General features: G+C 73.9%; 12 protein-coding genes and 1 riboswitch. Of the genes, 9 read left to right on the top strand and 3 right to left on the bottom strand.

Annotated features, from left to right (window positions below; genetic code table 11):
* Window positions 1–106: 106 nt before the first annotated feature.
* The 6 genes from ABZT12_RS06760 (at window position 107) to ABZT12_RS06785 (ending at window position 7,014) form a co-directional block, all read left to right on the top strand.
* Window positions 107–1,129 (top strand): DUF2690 domain-containing protein, encoded by a 1,023-nt coding sequence (locus ABZT12_RS06760; protein WP_356378399.1) that lies wholly within the window; start codon window positions 107–109, stop codon window positions 1,127–1,129.
* 408 nt (window positions 1,130–1,537) lie between these two features.
* Window positions 1,538–2,527, top strand: a complete 990-nt coding sequence (locus tag ABZT12_RS06765) for a malate dehydrogenase (RefSeq protein ID WP_356378401.1) — start codon at window positions 1,538–1,540, stop codon at window positions 2,525–2,527.
* Window positions 2,528–2,667: 140 nt separating this feature from the next.
* A complete protein-coding gene (locus ABZT12_RS06770; protein ID WP_356378403.1) occupies window positions 2,668–3,606 on the top strand; it encodes a hypothetical protein in 939 nt (312 codons plus the stop codon).
* A gap of 252 nt (window positions 3,607–3,858) precedes the next feature.
* Window positions 3,859–5,685: a hypothetical protein gene (locus ABZT12_RS06775; RefSeq protein ID WP_356378405.1), complete on the top strand. Its 1,827-nt coding sequence runs from the start codon at window positions 3,859–3,861 to the stop codon at window positions 5,683–5,685.
* Window positions 5,672–6,025, top strand: a complete 354-nt coding sequence (locus ABZT12_RS06780; protein ID WP_356378408.1) for a hypothetical protein — start codon at window positions 5,672–5,674, stop codon at window positions 6,023–6,025. Before ABZT12_RS06775 ends, ABZT12_RS06780 begins: the two co-directional genes overlap by 14 nt.
* Window positions 6,022–7,014 carry a hypothetical protein gene (locus tag ABZT12_RS06785; RefSeq protein WP_356378411.1) on the top strand — a complete coding sequence of 331 codons (993 nt, stop codon included), beginning with the start codon at window positions 6,022–6,024 and terminating at the stop codon, window positions 7,012–7,014. The genes ABZT12_RS06780 and ABZT12_RS06785 overlap by 4 nt, the downstream gene beginning before the upstream one ends.
* Window positions 7,015–7,047: 33 nt before the next feature.
* Here the strand turns inward: ABZT12_RS06785 and ABZT12_RS06790 are convergent, their stop codons facing one another.
* A complete protein-coding gene (locus ABZT12_RS06790) occupies window positions 7,048–7,806 on the bottom strand; it encodes an isocitrate lyase/phosphoenolpyruvate mutase family protein (protein WP_356379021.1) in 759 nt (252 codons plus the stop codon).
* Between the two features lie 17 nt (window positions 7,807–7,823).
* A complete protein-coding gene (locus ABZT12_RS06795; RefSeq protein WP_356378414.1) occupies window positions 7,824–8,342 on the bottom strand; it encodes a carboxymuconolactone decarboxylase family protein in 519 nt (172 codons plus the stop codon).
* Window positions 8,343–8,389: 47 nt separating this feature from the next.
* On the opposite strand from ABZT12_RS06795, the gene ABZT12_RS06800 reads away from it, so the two are divergent.
* Window positions 8,390–9,784 carry a PLP-dependent aminotransferase family protein gene (locus tag ABZT12_RS06800; RefSeq protein WP_356378417.1) on the top strand — a complete coding sequence of 465 codons (1,395 nt, stop codon included), beginning with the start codon at window positions 8,390–8,392 and terminating at the stop codon, window positions 9,782–9,784.
* A 169-nt stretch (window positions 9,785–9,953) separates the two neighbouring features.
* On the opposite strand, the gene ABZT12_RS06805 is transcribed toward ABZT12_RS06800, so the two are convergent.
* On the bottom strand, window positions 9,954–10,871 hold the full coding sequence (locus tag ABZT12_RS06805) for a hypothetical protein (RefSeq protein ID WP_356379024.1): 918 nt from the start codon (window positions 10,869–10,871) through the stop codon (window positions 9,954–9,956).
* Window positions 10,872–11,002: 131 nt separating this feature from the next.
* Window positions 11,003–11,092, top strand: a riboswitch (ZMP/ZTP riboswitch).
* Window positions 11,093–11,123: 31 nt separating this feature from the next.
* Here ABZT12_RS06805 and ABZT12_RS06810 point away from each other — a divergent pair.
* Window positions 11,124–12,578, top strand: coding sequence for a glycine hydroxymethyltransferase (locus tag ABZT12_RS06810; protein ID WP_356378420.1), 1,455 nt, complete (start codon window positions 11,124–11,126; stop codon window positions 12,576–12,578).
* Between the two features lie 110 nt (window positions 12,579–12,688).
* On the top strand, window positions 12,689–13,702 hold the full coding sequence (trpS, locus tag ABZT12_RS06815; protein WP_356378423.1) for a tryptophan--tRNA ligase: 1,014 nt from the start codon (window positions 12,689–12,691) through the stop codon (window positions 13,700–13,702).
* Window positions 13,703–13,822: the final 120 nt, after the last annotated feature.

Here is a 13,822-nt window from a genome sequence, read left to right on the forward strand (position 1 = left end):
CGGACCGGGGTGGACCGCCCCGTACCGGGGGAAAGCGGGGGTGGGGCACGGAGCGACGGAAAAGGCGGGAAAGAGCGGTACAGGCCGCGGACAAAAGGGGGGAACGATGCCGCGTTGGAAGGCCTTGCCGGATGAACTCGATCCGCAGGTAAGGGAGTTCGCGGGCCAGTTGCGCCGGCTCGTGGACCGCAGCGGCCTGAGCGTCGCGGCGCTGGCCGACCGCACGGGCTACGGCAGGACCTCCTGGTACCGGTACCTCGACGGCCGGCTCCTCGCCCCCAAGGGCGCGGTCGTCGCCCTGGCCGAGGTCACCGGCGCCCACCCCGTCCATCTGATCACCCTGTGGGAGCTGGCCGAGCGCGCCTGGAGCCGTTCGGAACTGCGCCACGACTCGACCATGGAGGCGATCCGGATCTCGCAGGCGCGCGCCGCGCTGGGCGAGTTCGGCCCGCCCCCGGCCGACGCCGGGCCGCGCGTCAACGGCCCGCCCCCCGCCGACGTCAAGCGGAACAGGCCGGCCCGCGGGAACGGCGCCGACGCTGCCACGGCCACCCCCGCGCCGCCCTCCGCCGACGAGCCGGGCCCGCCCCCGGCGGTCTCGGGACGGCTGGGCGAAGCGGGCGGTGTCCGGCGCCGGCTGACGATGTTCGCGGCGGGGCTGGGCGGTGTGCTGGTCGTGGTGGGTGCCCTGCTCCTGTTCACCGGCGTCCACCACGACTCGAAGACCACAGGGGCCCATGCCGCGGCCTCGGCCACGCCGTCGGCACGTACCGACGCCGCTCAGCCGGCCGGGGTGCGGTGCGCCGGGGCGAGCTGTAGCGGCAAGGACGCGGTGGCCATGGGCTGCGCCAAGGACGCCGACGCGGTGCGCACCGTACGGACCGCCATCGTCGGCACCACCGTCGTGGAGGTCCGCTACAGCAAGGTCTGCGAGGCCGCCTGGGGCCGGATCACCGGCGCCGCGCCGGGCGACGTCGTCCAGGTGACCGCGGGCGGCGCCAAGGAGACGGGGAGCGTCACCGCGGCCGGCGACACCCTCGCCTACACGCCCATGCTGGCCGTGCGGGACGCGGCCGGGGCGACCGCGTGCGTGACCCTGGCCTCCGGAGCCCACGGGTGCGCCAAGTAGCCGCAACGGTGCGGAGTATGTGAAGGAATCGGGGGCAGGCGGATGGCCGTCCCCGATCCGGGGCAGGCACTGGCCACCCCCACGGGAGTCCGGCGTACCGGCCCCCACGGCGGCCGCCCTGTCCCCTTTCACCGGTTCCCCCGGGTTCCCCCGGACCGGACGGCCGCCTTCTCCGGGACATCCTGTGGATCACTCAGCGGATCACCTAGCGCGGCACCCAGTGGATCACCCAGCGCGTCACCCTGTGGATCACTCTGTGGGACGGGCCACACGGGGGCGGCCGTGCGGGATCCCGGATGCGCGATAGCCTGACCGGTGGATCTCTCTTGACACCAAGAGATCGATCATTTGTACGTCCCGCATCCGGGGCAGGGACGCCCCGCCGACAGCTGCCATACGGAGAACGCCATGACCCGCACTCCCGTGAACGTCACCGTCACCGGCGCGGCCGGCCAGATCGGTTACGCCCTGCTCTTCCGCATCGCCTCCGGCCAGCTGCTCGGCGCGGACGTGCCGGTCAGGCTCCGCCTCCTGGAGATCACGCCGGCGCTGAAGGCCGCCGAGGGCACCGCGATGGAGCTGGACGACAGCGCCTTCCCGCTGCTCCAGGGCATCGACATCACGGACGACCCGAACGTCGCCTTCGACGGCGCCAACGTCGCCCTCCTCGTCGGCGCCCGCCCGCGCACCAAGGGCATGGAGCGCGGCGACCTGCTCTCCGCGAACGGCGGCATCTTCAAGCCGCAGGGCAAGGCCATCAACGACAACGCGGCGGACGACATCAAGGTCCTCGTCGTCGGCAACCCGGCCAACACCAACGCGCTCATCGCGCAGGCCGCCGCCCCGGACGTACCGGCCGAGCGCTTCACCGCGATGACCCGCCTCGACCACAACCGCGCGCTGACCCAGCTCGCGAAGAAGACCGGCACCACGGTCGCCGACATCAAGCGCCTCACCATCTGGGGCAACCACTCGGCCACCCAGTACCCGGACATCTTCCACGCCACGGTCGCCGGCAAGAACGCGGCCGAGGTCGTCAACGACGAGCAGTGGCTCGCCGACGACTTCATCCCGACCGTCGCCAAGCGCGGCGCCGCGATCATCGAGGCCCGGGGCGCGTCCTCCGCCGCCTCCGCCGCCAACGCGGCCATCGACCACGTGCACACCTGGGTCAACGGCACGGCGGACGGCGACTGGACCTCCATGGGCATCCCGTCGGACGGTTCCTACGGCGTCCCGGAGGGCCTCATCTCGTCCTTCCCGGTCATCACCAAGGACGGCGTCTACGAGATCGTCCAGGGCCTGGACATCAACGAGTTCTCCCGCGCCCGCATCGACGCGTCCGTGAAGGAACTGGCGGAGGAGCGCGAGGCGGTCCGCTCGCTCGGCCTCATCTGAGCCGTCCGCGGCCCCTTTTCGACGGCCCCGTCACGAGTCTGCTCGGGCCCTGTTCCGGTTTCCGCCGGGACGGGGCCCGTTCCCTTTTCCGCCCCTACCGTCGGAAGCGGTACCAGGTGGGGTGAATCGGGGGGTTCGCGATGAACGGTGGGAACGGTCACGGCGAGAACGACGGCCACGGCCACGGTCATGGCTACGGGCACAGCTCCGGCTCCGGCTCCGGGGCCTGGCACGAGCCGAGCGAGGAGCGCGGCCGGGCCTCCTGGTCGGCGCCCGAGCCCGGATCGCTGCCGTCGCCATCACCATCGTCGCCATCGCCATCGCCGTCGTCGTCGCCGCCGTCGTGGGCGTCGGCCGAGACCCAGACCTCGCGCTTCCTCCCGCCGTGGCCGGCGCCCGCCGCCGCCCCGCCCCCGCACCGGCCGGTGGCCCCCGCACCGGCCGCCCCGCACGGCGTCCGCCGCCTGCTCGCCGCGCTCACCGCGACGGTCGTGCTCGGAACGGCCGCCGGCGGCGGGTTCTGGTACGTCACCCGCGACCACACCGGCGCCCCGCACACCGTCGCCGGAGCCCGCGCCAGCGGCGGCGCGACGCCCGCGAGCGGCGCCGCGGCGTCCCCCTCCGCCGCGGGTTACCGCACGGCCCGGGACCCGGTCGGCTACACCGTCGAGGTCCCCCGGGGCTGGACCCGCCGCGAGCGGCAGGGCCAGAAGGCCCCGCTCGTCTCCTACACGTCCCCCCGCGACGGCCGCCGGCTCCAGATCTTCCGGGTCTCCGAAGCGACCCCGGCCGCCTCCCTCGACCTCGCCGAGCGCGACCCCGGCTACGGCTTCGCCCGCCGGCCCGGCTTCCGCCCCTTGGGCCGCGCCCACGGCCCCACCTGGGCCGAACTCACCTACCGCTACGACGACGGGGACCACGGCGCCCGCCAGGTCGTCGACCACCGCTTCGCCGCCCCGGACGGCACGCTCTACGCGATCCGTGCCAGCGGCCCCGAGTCCCTCCCGGCCGCCCTGGTGCGCGGACCGCTCGTCACAGCGGTCGGCTCCTTCTGCCCGGCGGACACGCACTGCCCGTAGCGCCGCCTCACCCGACGGCCTCCTCCGCACGACGGGACCCCGGTACCGGCCGGGGACCGCAGTACGCCCCCGGGAGCGGCCCGGGTCACACCGCTGCCCTCTTGACAAACCGCTTTCCCCGGCCACACTCGCCCCCCTATGCTGATGACCAGTCAACTGGCGCCCGGATCAGGGCAATTCGTCCGCCGGATCGGACCGGCCGTCCGGCCGCGCGCTGTTCAGCTGTTCCTTTTCACGCATCGGGGGAGTCGCGTGAGTACCGCTTTCGTGCCGCCGCAACCGTCGCCGCCCGGTACCAACGGCGTGCCGCCCGCGTTACCGCCCGCCCATCCGCACGCCAGTGAGGCCACCCGGCTGCTGTGCGCGGGCACCTATCTGGACGCCGGTTACCGCGACCGGGTCATCGAGGAGCTGCACCTCAACGAGCAGCGGATCGTGGCCCCTTCGCTCGGCTTCGACGCCGCCCGGGTGCTCGCGCACGCGCTGCGGGCCCGGCGCCAGGAGCTCCAGTGGGCCGGGGCGATCCTGGGCCTGTGGGTGGTGGGCACGCTCCTCACCCACGACCTGGTGGGGTACTTCATGGTGGCCGGGGTGTACCTCGCGCTCGGCCGCTGGATCAGGGGCCGGGCCGAGCAACCGCCGTTGTACCGCCTGGTGTTCGCCTTCCTCTTCCGCTGGGGAGGCCGGCTCCTCTTCGCCTTCCTGCTGATCGTCACGGTGGTCGTGCTGTTCGGCGGCGGGAGCGACGGCGGCACGCCGGCCTACGGTTCGACGGGCGACGGGTTCTCGGACGCCTCCTCGCCGTCCGACGTCCTGCTGCCGGGCTCGGGTTCCGGCAGCCTCGGCGATCTGGCCAGGCCCTGGCAGGCCGGGGTCGCGCTGGTTGTCTTTGCGCTCATCACGCTCTGCCTGGTCGCCCAACGCGCCCAGTCCGCACGGGCGTTGACCGCCGAACTCTCGCCGGTCCACTTCCCGAACGCGGCCGGCGACCCCGCCGAGCGGGCCGAGGGCCGGCGCTTCCAGCGGCTGAAGAACCGGATCCGTATCGAACAGCACGCGCCGCTGGTCATGTACCACGAGGCGCGACCGTTCTGCGGGGCGGGCGTGCCCTACGAGACCTGGGTGCTCGCCGTCGAACTGCGGCCCGACCCCGCGAGGAAGGAGCCCCGGCCGCTCAGCAACCGCACGGTCCTGGAGACCGTCCGGCCGCTGCTCGAACAGCTGCGGCTGCCCGCGGCGCACGCCGAGCACACCGGACGGGACCGGTTGCGCCGGCTGGAGATCGACGAGTGCGTCTTCCTGCCCGTCGAGGGGCTGCTGCGGCGCGAGGAAGCGCCGTACCGGCCACAGGACTTCGAGGACCACCGGGCGCGCGCGATCGAGGAGGGCGCCGAGAAACGGCGGCACTTCCTGCGCATCCGGGTCGGCGGCTGGGAGGAGGAGCTGGTCGTCACGGTCTACGTGCGCGTCCACACCCAGGGCCGCATGCTCACCCTGGAGATCGCCCCGCACGTCCTGCTGCCGGTCCGCGAGGACTTCAAGGACGCCGACCGTACGGCCCACCGCTTCCGCAACAACCACGCCCTCGGCAAGACCGCCTGGGCGCTCGCCCGGCTGCCCGGCTCCGCGATCGGCGCGCTGGTCGTCGTCGGCAGGGCCCTGCGGTACGGCTGGCGGCTGCTGACCGGCGGCTACGCGGGCGCGCTGCCCGACGGACCCGCTCTGTCCGTACGGGAGTTGGGGTCGGCGCCGGCCGGGTCGCTGTTCCAGGAGATGGACGTCTCCCGCTATCTGCGCAACGTGCAGGACCGGGTCGCCCACGGGGTGACGACCGCGCTGGCCGAAGCCGGCTACCGCACCGGCGAGTTCGTGCAGAAGATCGTCAACATCAGCAACGGCGGGGTGAACCTGGAGCACGTGGAGGGCAGCACCTTCGCGGTCGGCGACCACGCCTCCGCCTCCTCGACGCACCACACGGACCCCGCCGATGCCGCGCCCCCCGCCGCCCCCGCCACTCCGGCCGCCCCCGCTTACGCGGTGGACTCCACGAAGGGACCCCTCAACGATGGCAACGGATGAGCCGAACGTCTCCATCGGGGACGTCTCCCGGAGCACCTTCGCGATCGGCAGCCACGCGCACGCCGAGAGCCATCACGGCACCGGCCCGCGGCGCGACGAGGCCACCGAGGAACTGCTCAGGGCGGTACGCGAACTCCGCGCCGATCTGGCGAGAGTGCGCGGCACGGACGGCACGGCGACCCTGGCCACCGCCCTCGCGGACACCGAGGACGAGATCACCCGCACCGGCCGGGCGACCCCCTCGCGCCGCGAGCGCCTGCGCGAACTGCTCGCCGACTCACAGGCGTTGCTCACCGTGCTCGCCTCGGCGGGCGCGGTGGCCGGACTGGTGGGCCTGTGAGCGCGGGGGGACCGCAGGACGGGGGCCGGCCGGACGCGGGCCGGACGGGTGGGGGAACGCGGCACTGGAACGACGAGACGCAGCGCTGGGAGACCGGCGGGACGACCCCGCAGGCCCCGCCGCCGACGACCCCGCCGCCACCGCCCAGACCCGACCACGTGCCGCCCGGCACCGTCCCCGCGTGGTGGTCCGACGGCGCCACCGCGCCGGTCCCGGAACAGCCGGGCCCGCCCGTCCCGTGGCAGCCGGAAGGGCCGGCCGCGCCCCGCCCGGGGCCCGGCCGGCGGCTCGTGTGGTCGGTGGTGGCCGGCGCCGCCGCGGTCGGTGTCGCCGTCAGTCTGGTACTGACCCAGGTCGTCGGCTCCGGTCACGACGACGAGGGCAAGGGGCGCGGGCCGGTGTCCACCGGATCCACCGCCGCGCCGACCGGGCACACGGACCTGTCGCCGTCGCCGACGGTCTCCGACGCGTCGCCCTCCCCGTCGCCCTCGCTGCCCCCACTCCCCGCGGGCTACCGCGTCCACGACGACGAGGAGGGTTTCCGGATCGCGTACCCGACGGGCTGGAAGCGCTCCGCCGTGCCGTCTCAGTACGGCATCGACATCGTCAACTACCGAAGTGCGGACGGCAGTCACCGGTTGCAGGTGTACCAGGTGGCGGAGGCGTCACCGGACGCCTCGTTCACGCTGTACCTGTCCGACGCGACCCCCAGGCCGCCCGGTTTCCAGGAGGTCGAGCTGCGCAACCTCGACACCGCCGACTTCACCGGCTCACGCCTGGAGTACCTGGCCGACTCCCTCAAGGGCGAGCCGCACATCGGCACCTGGCACGTCTACGACGAACGCTTCGCGGCGTCCGACGGCACCCTCTACGCCATCGCCGCCTACGGTCCGGACACGGACGGCGGTGCGGCCCAACTCCAACTGTTGACAACGGCGTTGGCGTGGTTCTGCCCGCAGGCGGGGAGTTGTGCGTCGGCCGTGGACTGACCGTCGTACCGCTCCCGCCGGTGCCGCGGGCGACTACCCGGCAAGGGTCTCGGCGATTGCGCGCAAGGCCTCCGTCGCCGCGCGCTGGAGCCCCGGCCCGAACGTGACGCGGGTGGCCCCGAGTTCGCCGAGCGCGGCGGGCGAGGGGCCGGCGCCGTCCAGCCGCGCGAACACGTTGAGGGGCCCCTCGATCCCGGCCCGCAGCAGCGGCAGTACGTCCGCCGGGGCGCCGATCGGGTAGACGCAGTCGGCGCCGGCCGCGACGTACAACGCGGCCCGCTCGATGGCGCGTTCGGGGTCGCCGTCGCCGTACAGGAAGGTGTCGACGCGCGCGTTGACGAAGAGCCGGTCGCCCGCCGCGGCCCGCACCTCGGCGAGCCGGTCGGCGTGCCGGGAGGGGTCCTGGAGAAGGCCGGCCTCGGAGTCCTCCAGGTTGCAGCCCACGGCTCCCGTCTCCAGCAGCCGTTCCACCAGCTCCTTCGGCGCGAGCCCGTAGCCACCCTCCACATCGGCCGACACCGGCACGTCCACGGCCCGGACGACCCGCGCGACCGCCGCGAACATCTCGTCGGCGGGGGTCGCCCCGTCCGCGTAGCCGAGCGAGGCGGCGATCCCCGCGCTGGGCGTGGCGAGCGCCGGGAAGCCGGCCGCCACGAACACCCGGGCGGCGGCCGCGTCCCACGGACCGGGCAGGACGAGGGGCTCGCCCGGGACGCGACCGCGGTGCAGGCCCCGGAAGACCTCGGCCTTGCTCGCCGACCCGCTCGCCGAGCCGCTCGCCGAGCTGCCCAACGCCCCGTTCCCGACGGTCACTTGTGGTCGCCGGCCCGGTAGTGGCCCGGCACCATCCGGGTGCTCACCGCGAACCGGTTCCACGCGTTGATGACGGTGATCGCGGCGATCAGCTGGGCCAGTTCGGCCTCCTCGAAGTGCGCGGCGGCGGTGGCGTACACCTCGTCGGGCACGAAGCCGTCCGTGAGGACGGTGACCGCCTCGGTCAGTTCGATCGCCGCCAGCTCCCGCTCGGTGTAGAAGTGCCGCGACTCCTCCCACGCGCCGAGCTGCACGATCCGCTCCACGCTCTCGCCCGCCGCCAGCGCGTCCTTGGTGTGCATGTCGAGACAGAACGCGCAGTGGTTGAGCTGCGAGGCGCGGATCTTCACCAGCTCCAGCAGCTTCGGGTCGACCCCCCGCCGGGCCGCCGCGTCGAGGCGGACCATCGCCTTGTAGACCTCGGGGGAGTGCTCGGCCCACCGCAGCCGGGGGGTGTGCTCGGGGGCGTAGGGGGTGGCGGTCGTGTCGTCTTCGTGGGTCGTCGTCGTGGTCATGATCTCGATCCTAGGAGCGAGGCGGCCCAGGAGTATGGTCCATTTCCATGGCGAAATCATGGGCCAATCTCGGCGTCGACCTCCATCTCGAACCGACCGGCACGACCAGCACCGGGGTGCGGCGCGGTCTGACGGACGCGCTGCGCTCCGCCGTCCGCACCGGCCGCCTCGCCCCCGGCACCCGGCTGCCCTCCTCCCGCGCCCTCGCCGCCGACCTCGGCATCGCCCGCAACACGGTCGCCGACGCCTACGCCGACCTGGTCGCCGAGGGCTGGCTCACCGCCCGCCAGGGCTCCGGCACCCGGGTCGGCGACCGTGCGGTGGTCCCGCCCGCGCACGCCGACCCGCCGCGTCGCACCCCCGGCCGCCCCGTACACGACCTGATCCCCGGCACCCCCGACCTGACGTCCTTCCCGCGCACCGAGTGGCTCAGGGCCGCCCGCCGCGCCCTCGCCGCCGCCCCGTCCCAGGCCCTCGCCTACGGCGACGCCCGCGGGCGCGCCGAACTGCGCACCGCCCTCGCCGGCTACCTCTCCCGCGCCCGGGGCGTACGCGCCGACCCCGAGCACATCGTGATCTGCGCGGGCATCTCGCACGGCCTGCGGGTGCTCGGCACGATGCTGCGGGCGCGCGGCGCCCGGACGGTCGCGGTCGAGTCGTACGGCCTGGACGTGCACTGGCGGCTGCTGACGGAGGCGGGGCTGCGCACCCGCCCGCTCCCCTTCGACGAACGGGGCACGGACACCGCCGAGTTGACCGACGAGGGCGCGGTCCTGCTCACCCCGGCCCACCAGTTCCCGCTGGGCGACCCCCTGCACCACGACCGCAGATCCGCCGTCGTCGACTGGGCGCGGCGCACCGGCGGCCTGGTCCTGGAGGACGACTACGACGGCGAGTTCCGCTACGACCGCCAGCCGGTGGGCGCCCTCCAGGGCCTCGACCCCGACCACGTCGTCTACCTCGGCACGGCCAGCAAGTCCCTCGCGCCCGGTCTGCGCCTGGGCTGGATGGTCCTGCCCCCCGCCCTCACCGACGAGGTCGCGGCGGCGAAGGGGCAGGCCGACACCTGCGGTGTGCTGGACCAGCTGACCCTCGCGGAGTTCATCACCTCGGGCGCCCACGACCGCCATGTCCGCGCGGCCCGGCTGCGCTACCGCCGCCGCCGGGACGCCCTCGTCGACGCCCTGGCCCTGCACGCCCCCGGCATCCGTCCCACCGGCATCGCGGCCGGCCTCCACGCGGTCCTCCGCCTCCCACCGGGCACGGAACAGTCCGTGGTCCAGGCAGCCGCCTGGCAGGGCCTGGCCCTCCACGCCCTCTCCACCTACCACCACCCCGACGCCCCCGCCGCGACCCCCGACGCCCTGGTCGTGGGCTACGGAACCCCGTCGGAACGCGGCTGGACGGCAGCGCTGGAAGCGTTGTGCAGGGTGCTCCCGTAAGGGGCCAGCACGCCGTCCCGCCCGCGATGAGGGGCCAGCACGCCGTCCCGCCCCACGCCGTCCCGCCGCACGCCGCAGCGCCACCCGTGAAGCGCCCGCACCCCTACGGTTTCAAGCCGTGCCGCCCGCCGTGAGGCGCCAGCACGCCGTCCCGCCTACGCCGTCCCGCCTACGCCGTCCCGCTTCGCGCCGTACCGCCCTCCGACACCCCGCCCGTCGCCGTTCCCTCCCCGGCGGTGCCCCCCGCCGTCGTACCCCCCGACGCCGTACCGTCCGCCGCCGGGGCCTCTCCGAAGCGGGCCAGGGCCAGTGCCCCGGCGACGGCCACCGCGAAACCCAGGACCGCCAGCCAGGCCAGACCCTCGCGGGTGCGGTCGCCCAGCCAGATCACGCCCACCGCCGCCGGGCCGATCGTCTCGCCGATCACCATCCCCGCGGTGGCCGTCGTCACGGAACCGCGCTGGAGGGCCGTGGTCAGCAGGAGGAACGCGGCGCCTCCGCCGATGAGGAGCGCGTAGACCGCCGGGTCGGTGAGCAGGGCCACCGGCGCCAGGGAGTCGATGAGCCGTACGGTCACCTCGACCACGCCGAAGCCGAGACCGGCGCCGAGGCCGAGCGTCAACGCCCGCCCCCGTTCCGGCAGTCGGCCGCTGACGAGCCCGAGCAGCAGTACCGCCGCCGCCGTGCCGAGCATCGCCCACTCCAGGGCCGCGGAACCCGCCCGGTCGCCCTCCGTCCCGGACGCGAGCCCCAGCATGGCCAGCCCCGCGCACACCACGCCCACGGCCCCCCACTCGACCCCGCTGAGCCGCACCCCGAGCAACCGCGCCGCGACCACCGCGGTCACGGCGAGGCTCGCCGCGAGGGCCGCGCCGACGGCGTAGATGGGGAGGGAACGCAGCGCGGCGATCTGGAGCACGAAGCCGAGCCCGTCCAGCGCCAGCCCCACGAGGTAGCGCCACTGGCGCAGCGCGCGCAGCAGCAGGGCCGCGTCCCCGCCGCCGCCCGGCGCAGCCGCCCGCGCGGCGACCGCCTGGAACACCGTCGCCGTACCGAAGCAGACCGCCGCGCCGAGCGCGCACACCATTCCAAAGAGCACGCAGTGACTCTAAAGGAGGGTGCCGACCCCGGCGGCGCCGCACCGGCCCGGCGGGGTCGGCACCCGCGCTCGCATGGTGGACGCGGGCGCCCCGGCCGCCGGGCGGTTCGGTAGGCTGACCGGCGGGCCGTGACTGGCGCGCTGGGATGGGACCGACCATCGGGGAGCGGCCCGAGCTGGAAAGTGTGCCGTGCGCCTGGGCCGTCCCGTGAACGCCGAACGCCACGTCCGGAGGTCCCCATGCCCGACAATTCCGCGCCCCTGTCCCAGGAGTCCACCGCCTTCCGCGCCGCCCTCGACGTGATCCGCGCCGTCGAGCCGCGCGTCGCCGACGCCATCGGCCAGGAAGTCGCCGACCAGCGCGAGATGCTCAAGCTGATCGCCTCCGAGAACTACGCCTCCCCGGCCACCCTCCTCGCGATGGGCAACTGGTTCAGCGACAAGTACGCGGAAGGCACCATCGGCCGCCGCTTCTACGCCGGCTGCCGCAACGTGGACACCGTCGAGGCCCTCGCCGCCGAGCACGCCCGCGAACTCTTCGGCGCCCGGCACGCCTACGTGCAGCCGCACTCCGGCATCGACGCCAACCTCGTCGCCTTCTGGTCCGTCCTCGCCGACCGGGTCGAGGTCCCGGCCCTGGCGAAGGCCGGCGTCCGCCAGATCAACGACCTCTCCGACGCCGACTGGGCCGAACTCCGCGCCGCCTTCGGCAACCAGCGCATGCTCGGCATGTCCCTCGACGCCGGCGGCCACCTCACCCACGGCTTCCGCCCGAACATCTCCGGCAAGATGTTCGACCAGCGCTCCTACGGCACCGACCCGGCCACCGGCCTCATCGACTACGACGCCCTGCGCGCGTCGGCCCGCGACTTCAAGCCGCTGATCATCGTCGCCGGCTACTCCGCCTACCCCCGCCTGGTCAATTTCCGGGTGATGCGCGAGATCGCCGACGAGGTCGGCGCGACCCTGATGGTCGACATGGCGCACTTCGCCGGACTGGTCGCGGGCAAGGTGCTGACCGGCGACTTCGACCCGGTGCCGCACGCGCAGATCGTGACGACCACCACCCACAAGTCGCTGCGCGGCCCGCGCGGCGGCATGGTCCTGTGCGACGACTCCCTCAAGGACCAGGTCGACCGCGGCTGCCCGATGGTCCTCGGCGGCCCGCTCGCCCACGTGATGGGCGCGAAGGCCGTGGCCCTCGCCGAGGCCCGTCAGCCCTCCTTCCAGGAGTACGCCCAGCGGATCGTCGACAACTCCCGCGCGCTCGCCGACGGTCTGCTGCGCCGCGGCGCCACCCTCGTCACCGGCGGCACCGACAACCACCTCAACCTGATCGACGTCGCCTCCTCCTACGGCCTCACCGGCCGGCAGGCCGAGGCCGCGCTGCTCGACTCCGGCATCGTCACCAACCGCAACGCCATCCCGGCCGACCCCAACGGCGCCTGGTACACCTCGGGCATCCGCGTCGGCACCCCGGCCCTGACCACGCGCGGTCTCGGCACGGCGGAGATGGACGAGGTGGCGGGCCTGATCGACCGGGTCCTCACCACCACCGAGCCCGGCACGACGAAGTCCGGCGCCCCCTCCAAGGCCGCCCACATCCTGGACGAGAAGGTCTCCGACGAGATCTCCCGCCGGGCGACCGACCTGGTGGCGGGCTTCCCGCTCTACCCGGAGATCGACCTCGGCTGACACGCCCGCGCCCGCTCGCGAGTCGCCGCCGGGCGGCGACTCGCGACGGCCGGTGATTTGTTCCGCCACGAGTTCCGGACCGGGCCCGCGGACCTGAGAGAATGGTGAGCATGTCCTCAGACCGACCCCGCGTGCTCTCCGGAATCCAGCCCACCGCAGGCTCGTTCCACCTCGGCAACTACCTCGGCGCGGTGCGCCAGTGGGTGGCTCTCCAGGAGTCCCACGACGCGTTCTACATGGTCGTGGACCTGCACGCGATCACGGTGCCGCAGGACCCCGCGGACCTGCGCGCCAACACCCGCCTCGCCGCCGCGCAGCTGCTCGCCGCCGGACTCGACCCGGAGCGGTGCACGCTCTTCGTCCAGAGCCATGTGCCCGAGCACGCCCAGCTCGCCTGGGTGATGAACTGCCTCACCGGCTTCGGCGAGGCCGGCCGGATGACCCAGTTCAAGGACAAGTCCGCCCGGCAGGGCGCCGACCGCGCGAGCGTCGGCCTCTTCACGTACCCGATCCTCCAGGTCGCCGACATCCTGCTCTACCAGGCGAACGAGGTCCCCGTCGGCGAGGACCAGCGCCAGCACATCGAGCTGACCCGCGACCTCGCCGAGCGCTTCAACGGCCGCTTCGGCGCGACCTTCACGATCCCGAAGCCGTACATCCTCCGCGAGACGGCGAAGATCTACGACCTCCAGGACCCGTCGAGCAAGATGAGCAAGTCGGCGTCCACGGCGAAGGGCCTGGTCAACCTCCTCGACGACCCCAAGGTCACCGCGAAGAAGGTCAGGAGCGCGGTCACCGACACGGACACGGTCATCCGCTTCGACGCCGAGCGGAAGCCGGGCGTCAGCAATTTGCTGACCATCTACTCCACCCTCACCGGCACTCCCGTCGCGGACCTGGAGCGCCAGTACGAGGGCAAGGGCTACGGCGCGCTGAAGACGGACCTCGCCGAGGTCATGGTCGAGTTCGTGACGCCGTTCCGGGAGCGCACCCAGCAGTATTTGGACGACCCCGAGACGCTCGACTCGGTGCTCGCCAAGGGCGCGGAGAAGGCCCGCGCCGTAGCCGCGGAGACCCTCGCCCAGACCTACGACCGCGTGGGCTTCCTGCCCGCCAAACACTGAAGCGACCGCCGTTCGGCGCAGCCGGCGTACCACGGCTCACGGCGGGCACACGGCCGGAGGCGGCGCGACCCCGGACAGCGCTGCACATCACGTCGCCTGCGCCTGCCCGCGGGGGCCGGG

Source organism: Streptomyces sp. NPDC005423, assembly GCF_040606415.1.
Classification (GTDB): Bacteria; Actinomycetota; Actinomycetes; order Streptomycetales; family Streptomycetaceae; genus Streptomyces.

Excerpts from the sequence above, each read along its gene's own strand:
- ABZT12_RS06760 (WP_356378399.1), top strand. The coding sequence starts at position 107 with ATGCCGCGTTGGAAGGCCTTGCCGGATGAACTCGATCCGCAGGTAAGG.
- ABZT12_RS06765 (WP_356378401.1), top strand. The coding sequence starts at position 1,538 with ATGACCCGCACTCCCGTGAACGTCACCGTCACCGGCGCGGCCGGCCAG.
- ABZT12_RS06770 (WP_356378403.1), top strand. The coding sequence starts at position 2,668 with ATGAACGGTGGGAACGGTCACGGCGAGAACGACGGCCACGGCCACGGT.
- ABZT12_RS06780 (WP_356378408.1), top strand. The coding sequence starts at position 5,672 with ATGGCAACGGATGAGCCGAACGTCTCCATCGGGGACGTCTCCCGGAGC.
- ABZT12_RS06795 (WP_356378414.1), bottom strand. The coding sequence starts at position 8,342 with ATGACCACGACGACGACCCACGAAGACGACACGACCGCCACCCCCTAC.
- ABZT12_RS06800 (WP_356378417.1), top strand. The coding sequence starts at position 8,390 with ATGGCGAAATCATGGGCCAATCTCGGCGTCGACCTCCATCTCGAACCG.
- ABZT12_RS06805 (WP_356379024.1), bottom strand. The coding sequence starts at position 10,871 with ATGGTGTGCGCGCTCGGCGCGGCGGTCTGCTTCGGTACGGCGACGGTG.
- ABZT12_RS06810 (WP_356378420.1), top strand. The coding sequence starts at position 11,124 with ATGCCCGACAATTCCGCGCCCCTGTCCCAGGAGTCCACCGCCTTCCGC.
- trpS (WP_356378423.1), top strand. The coding sequence starts at position 12,689 with ATGTCCTCAGACCGACCCCGCGTGCTCTCCGGAATCCAGCCCACCGCA.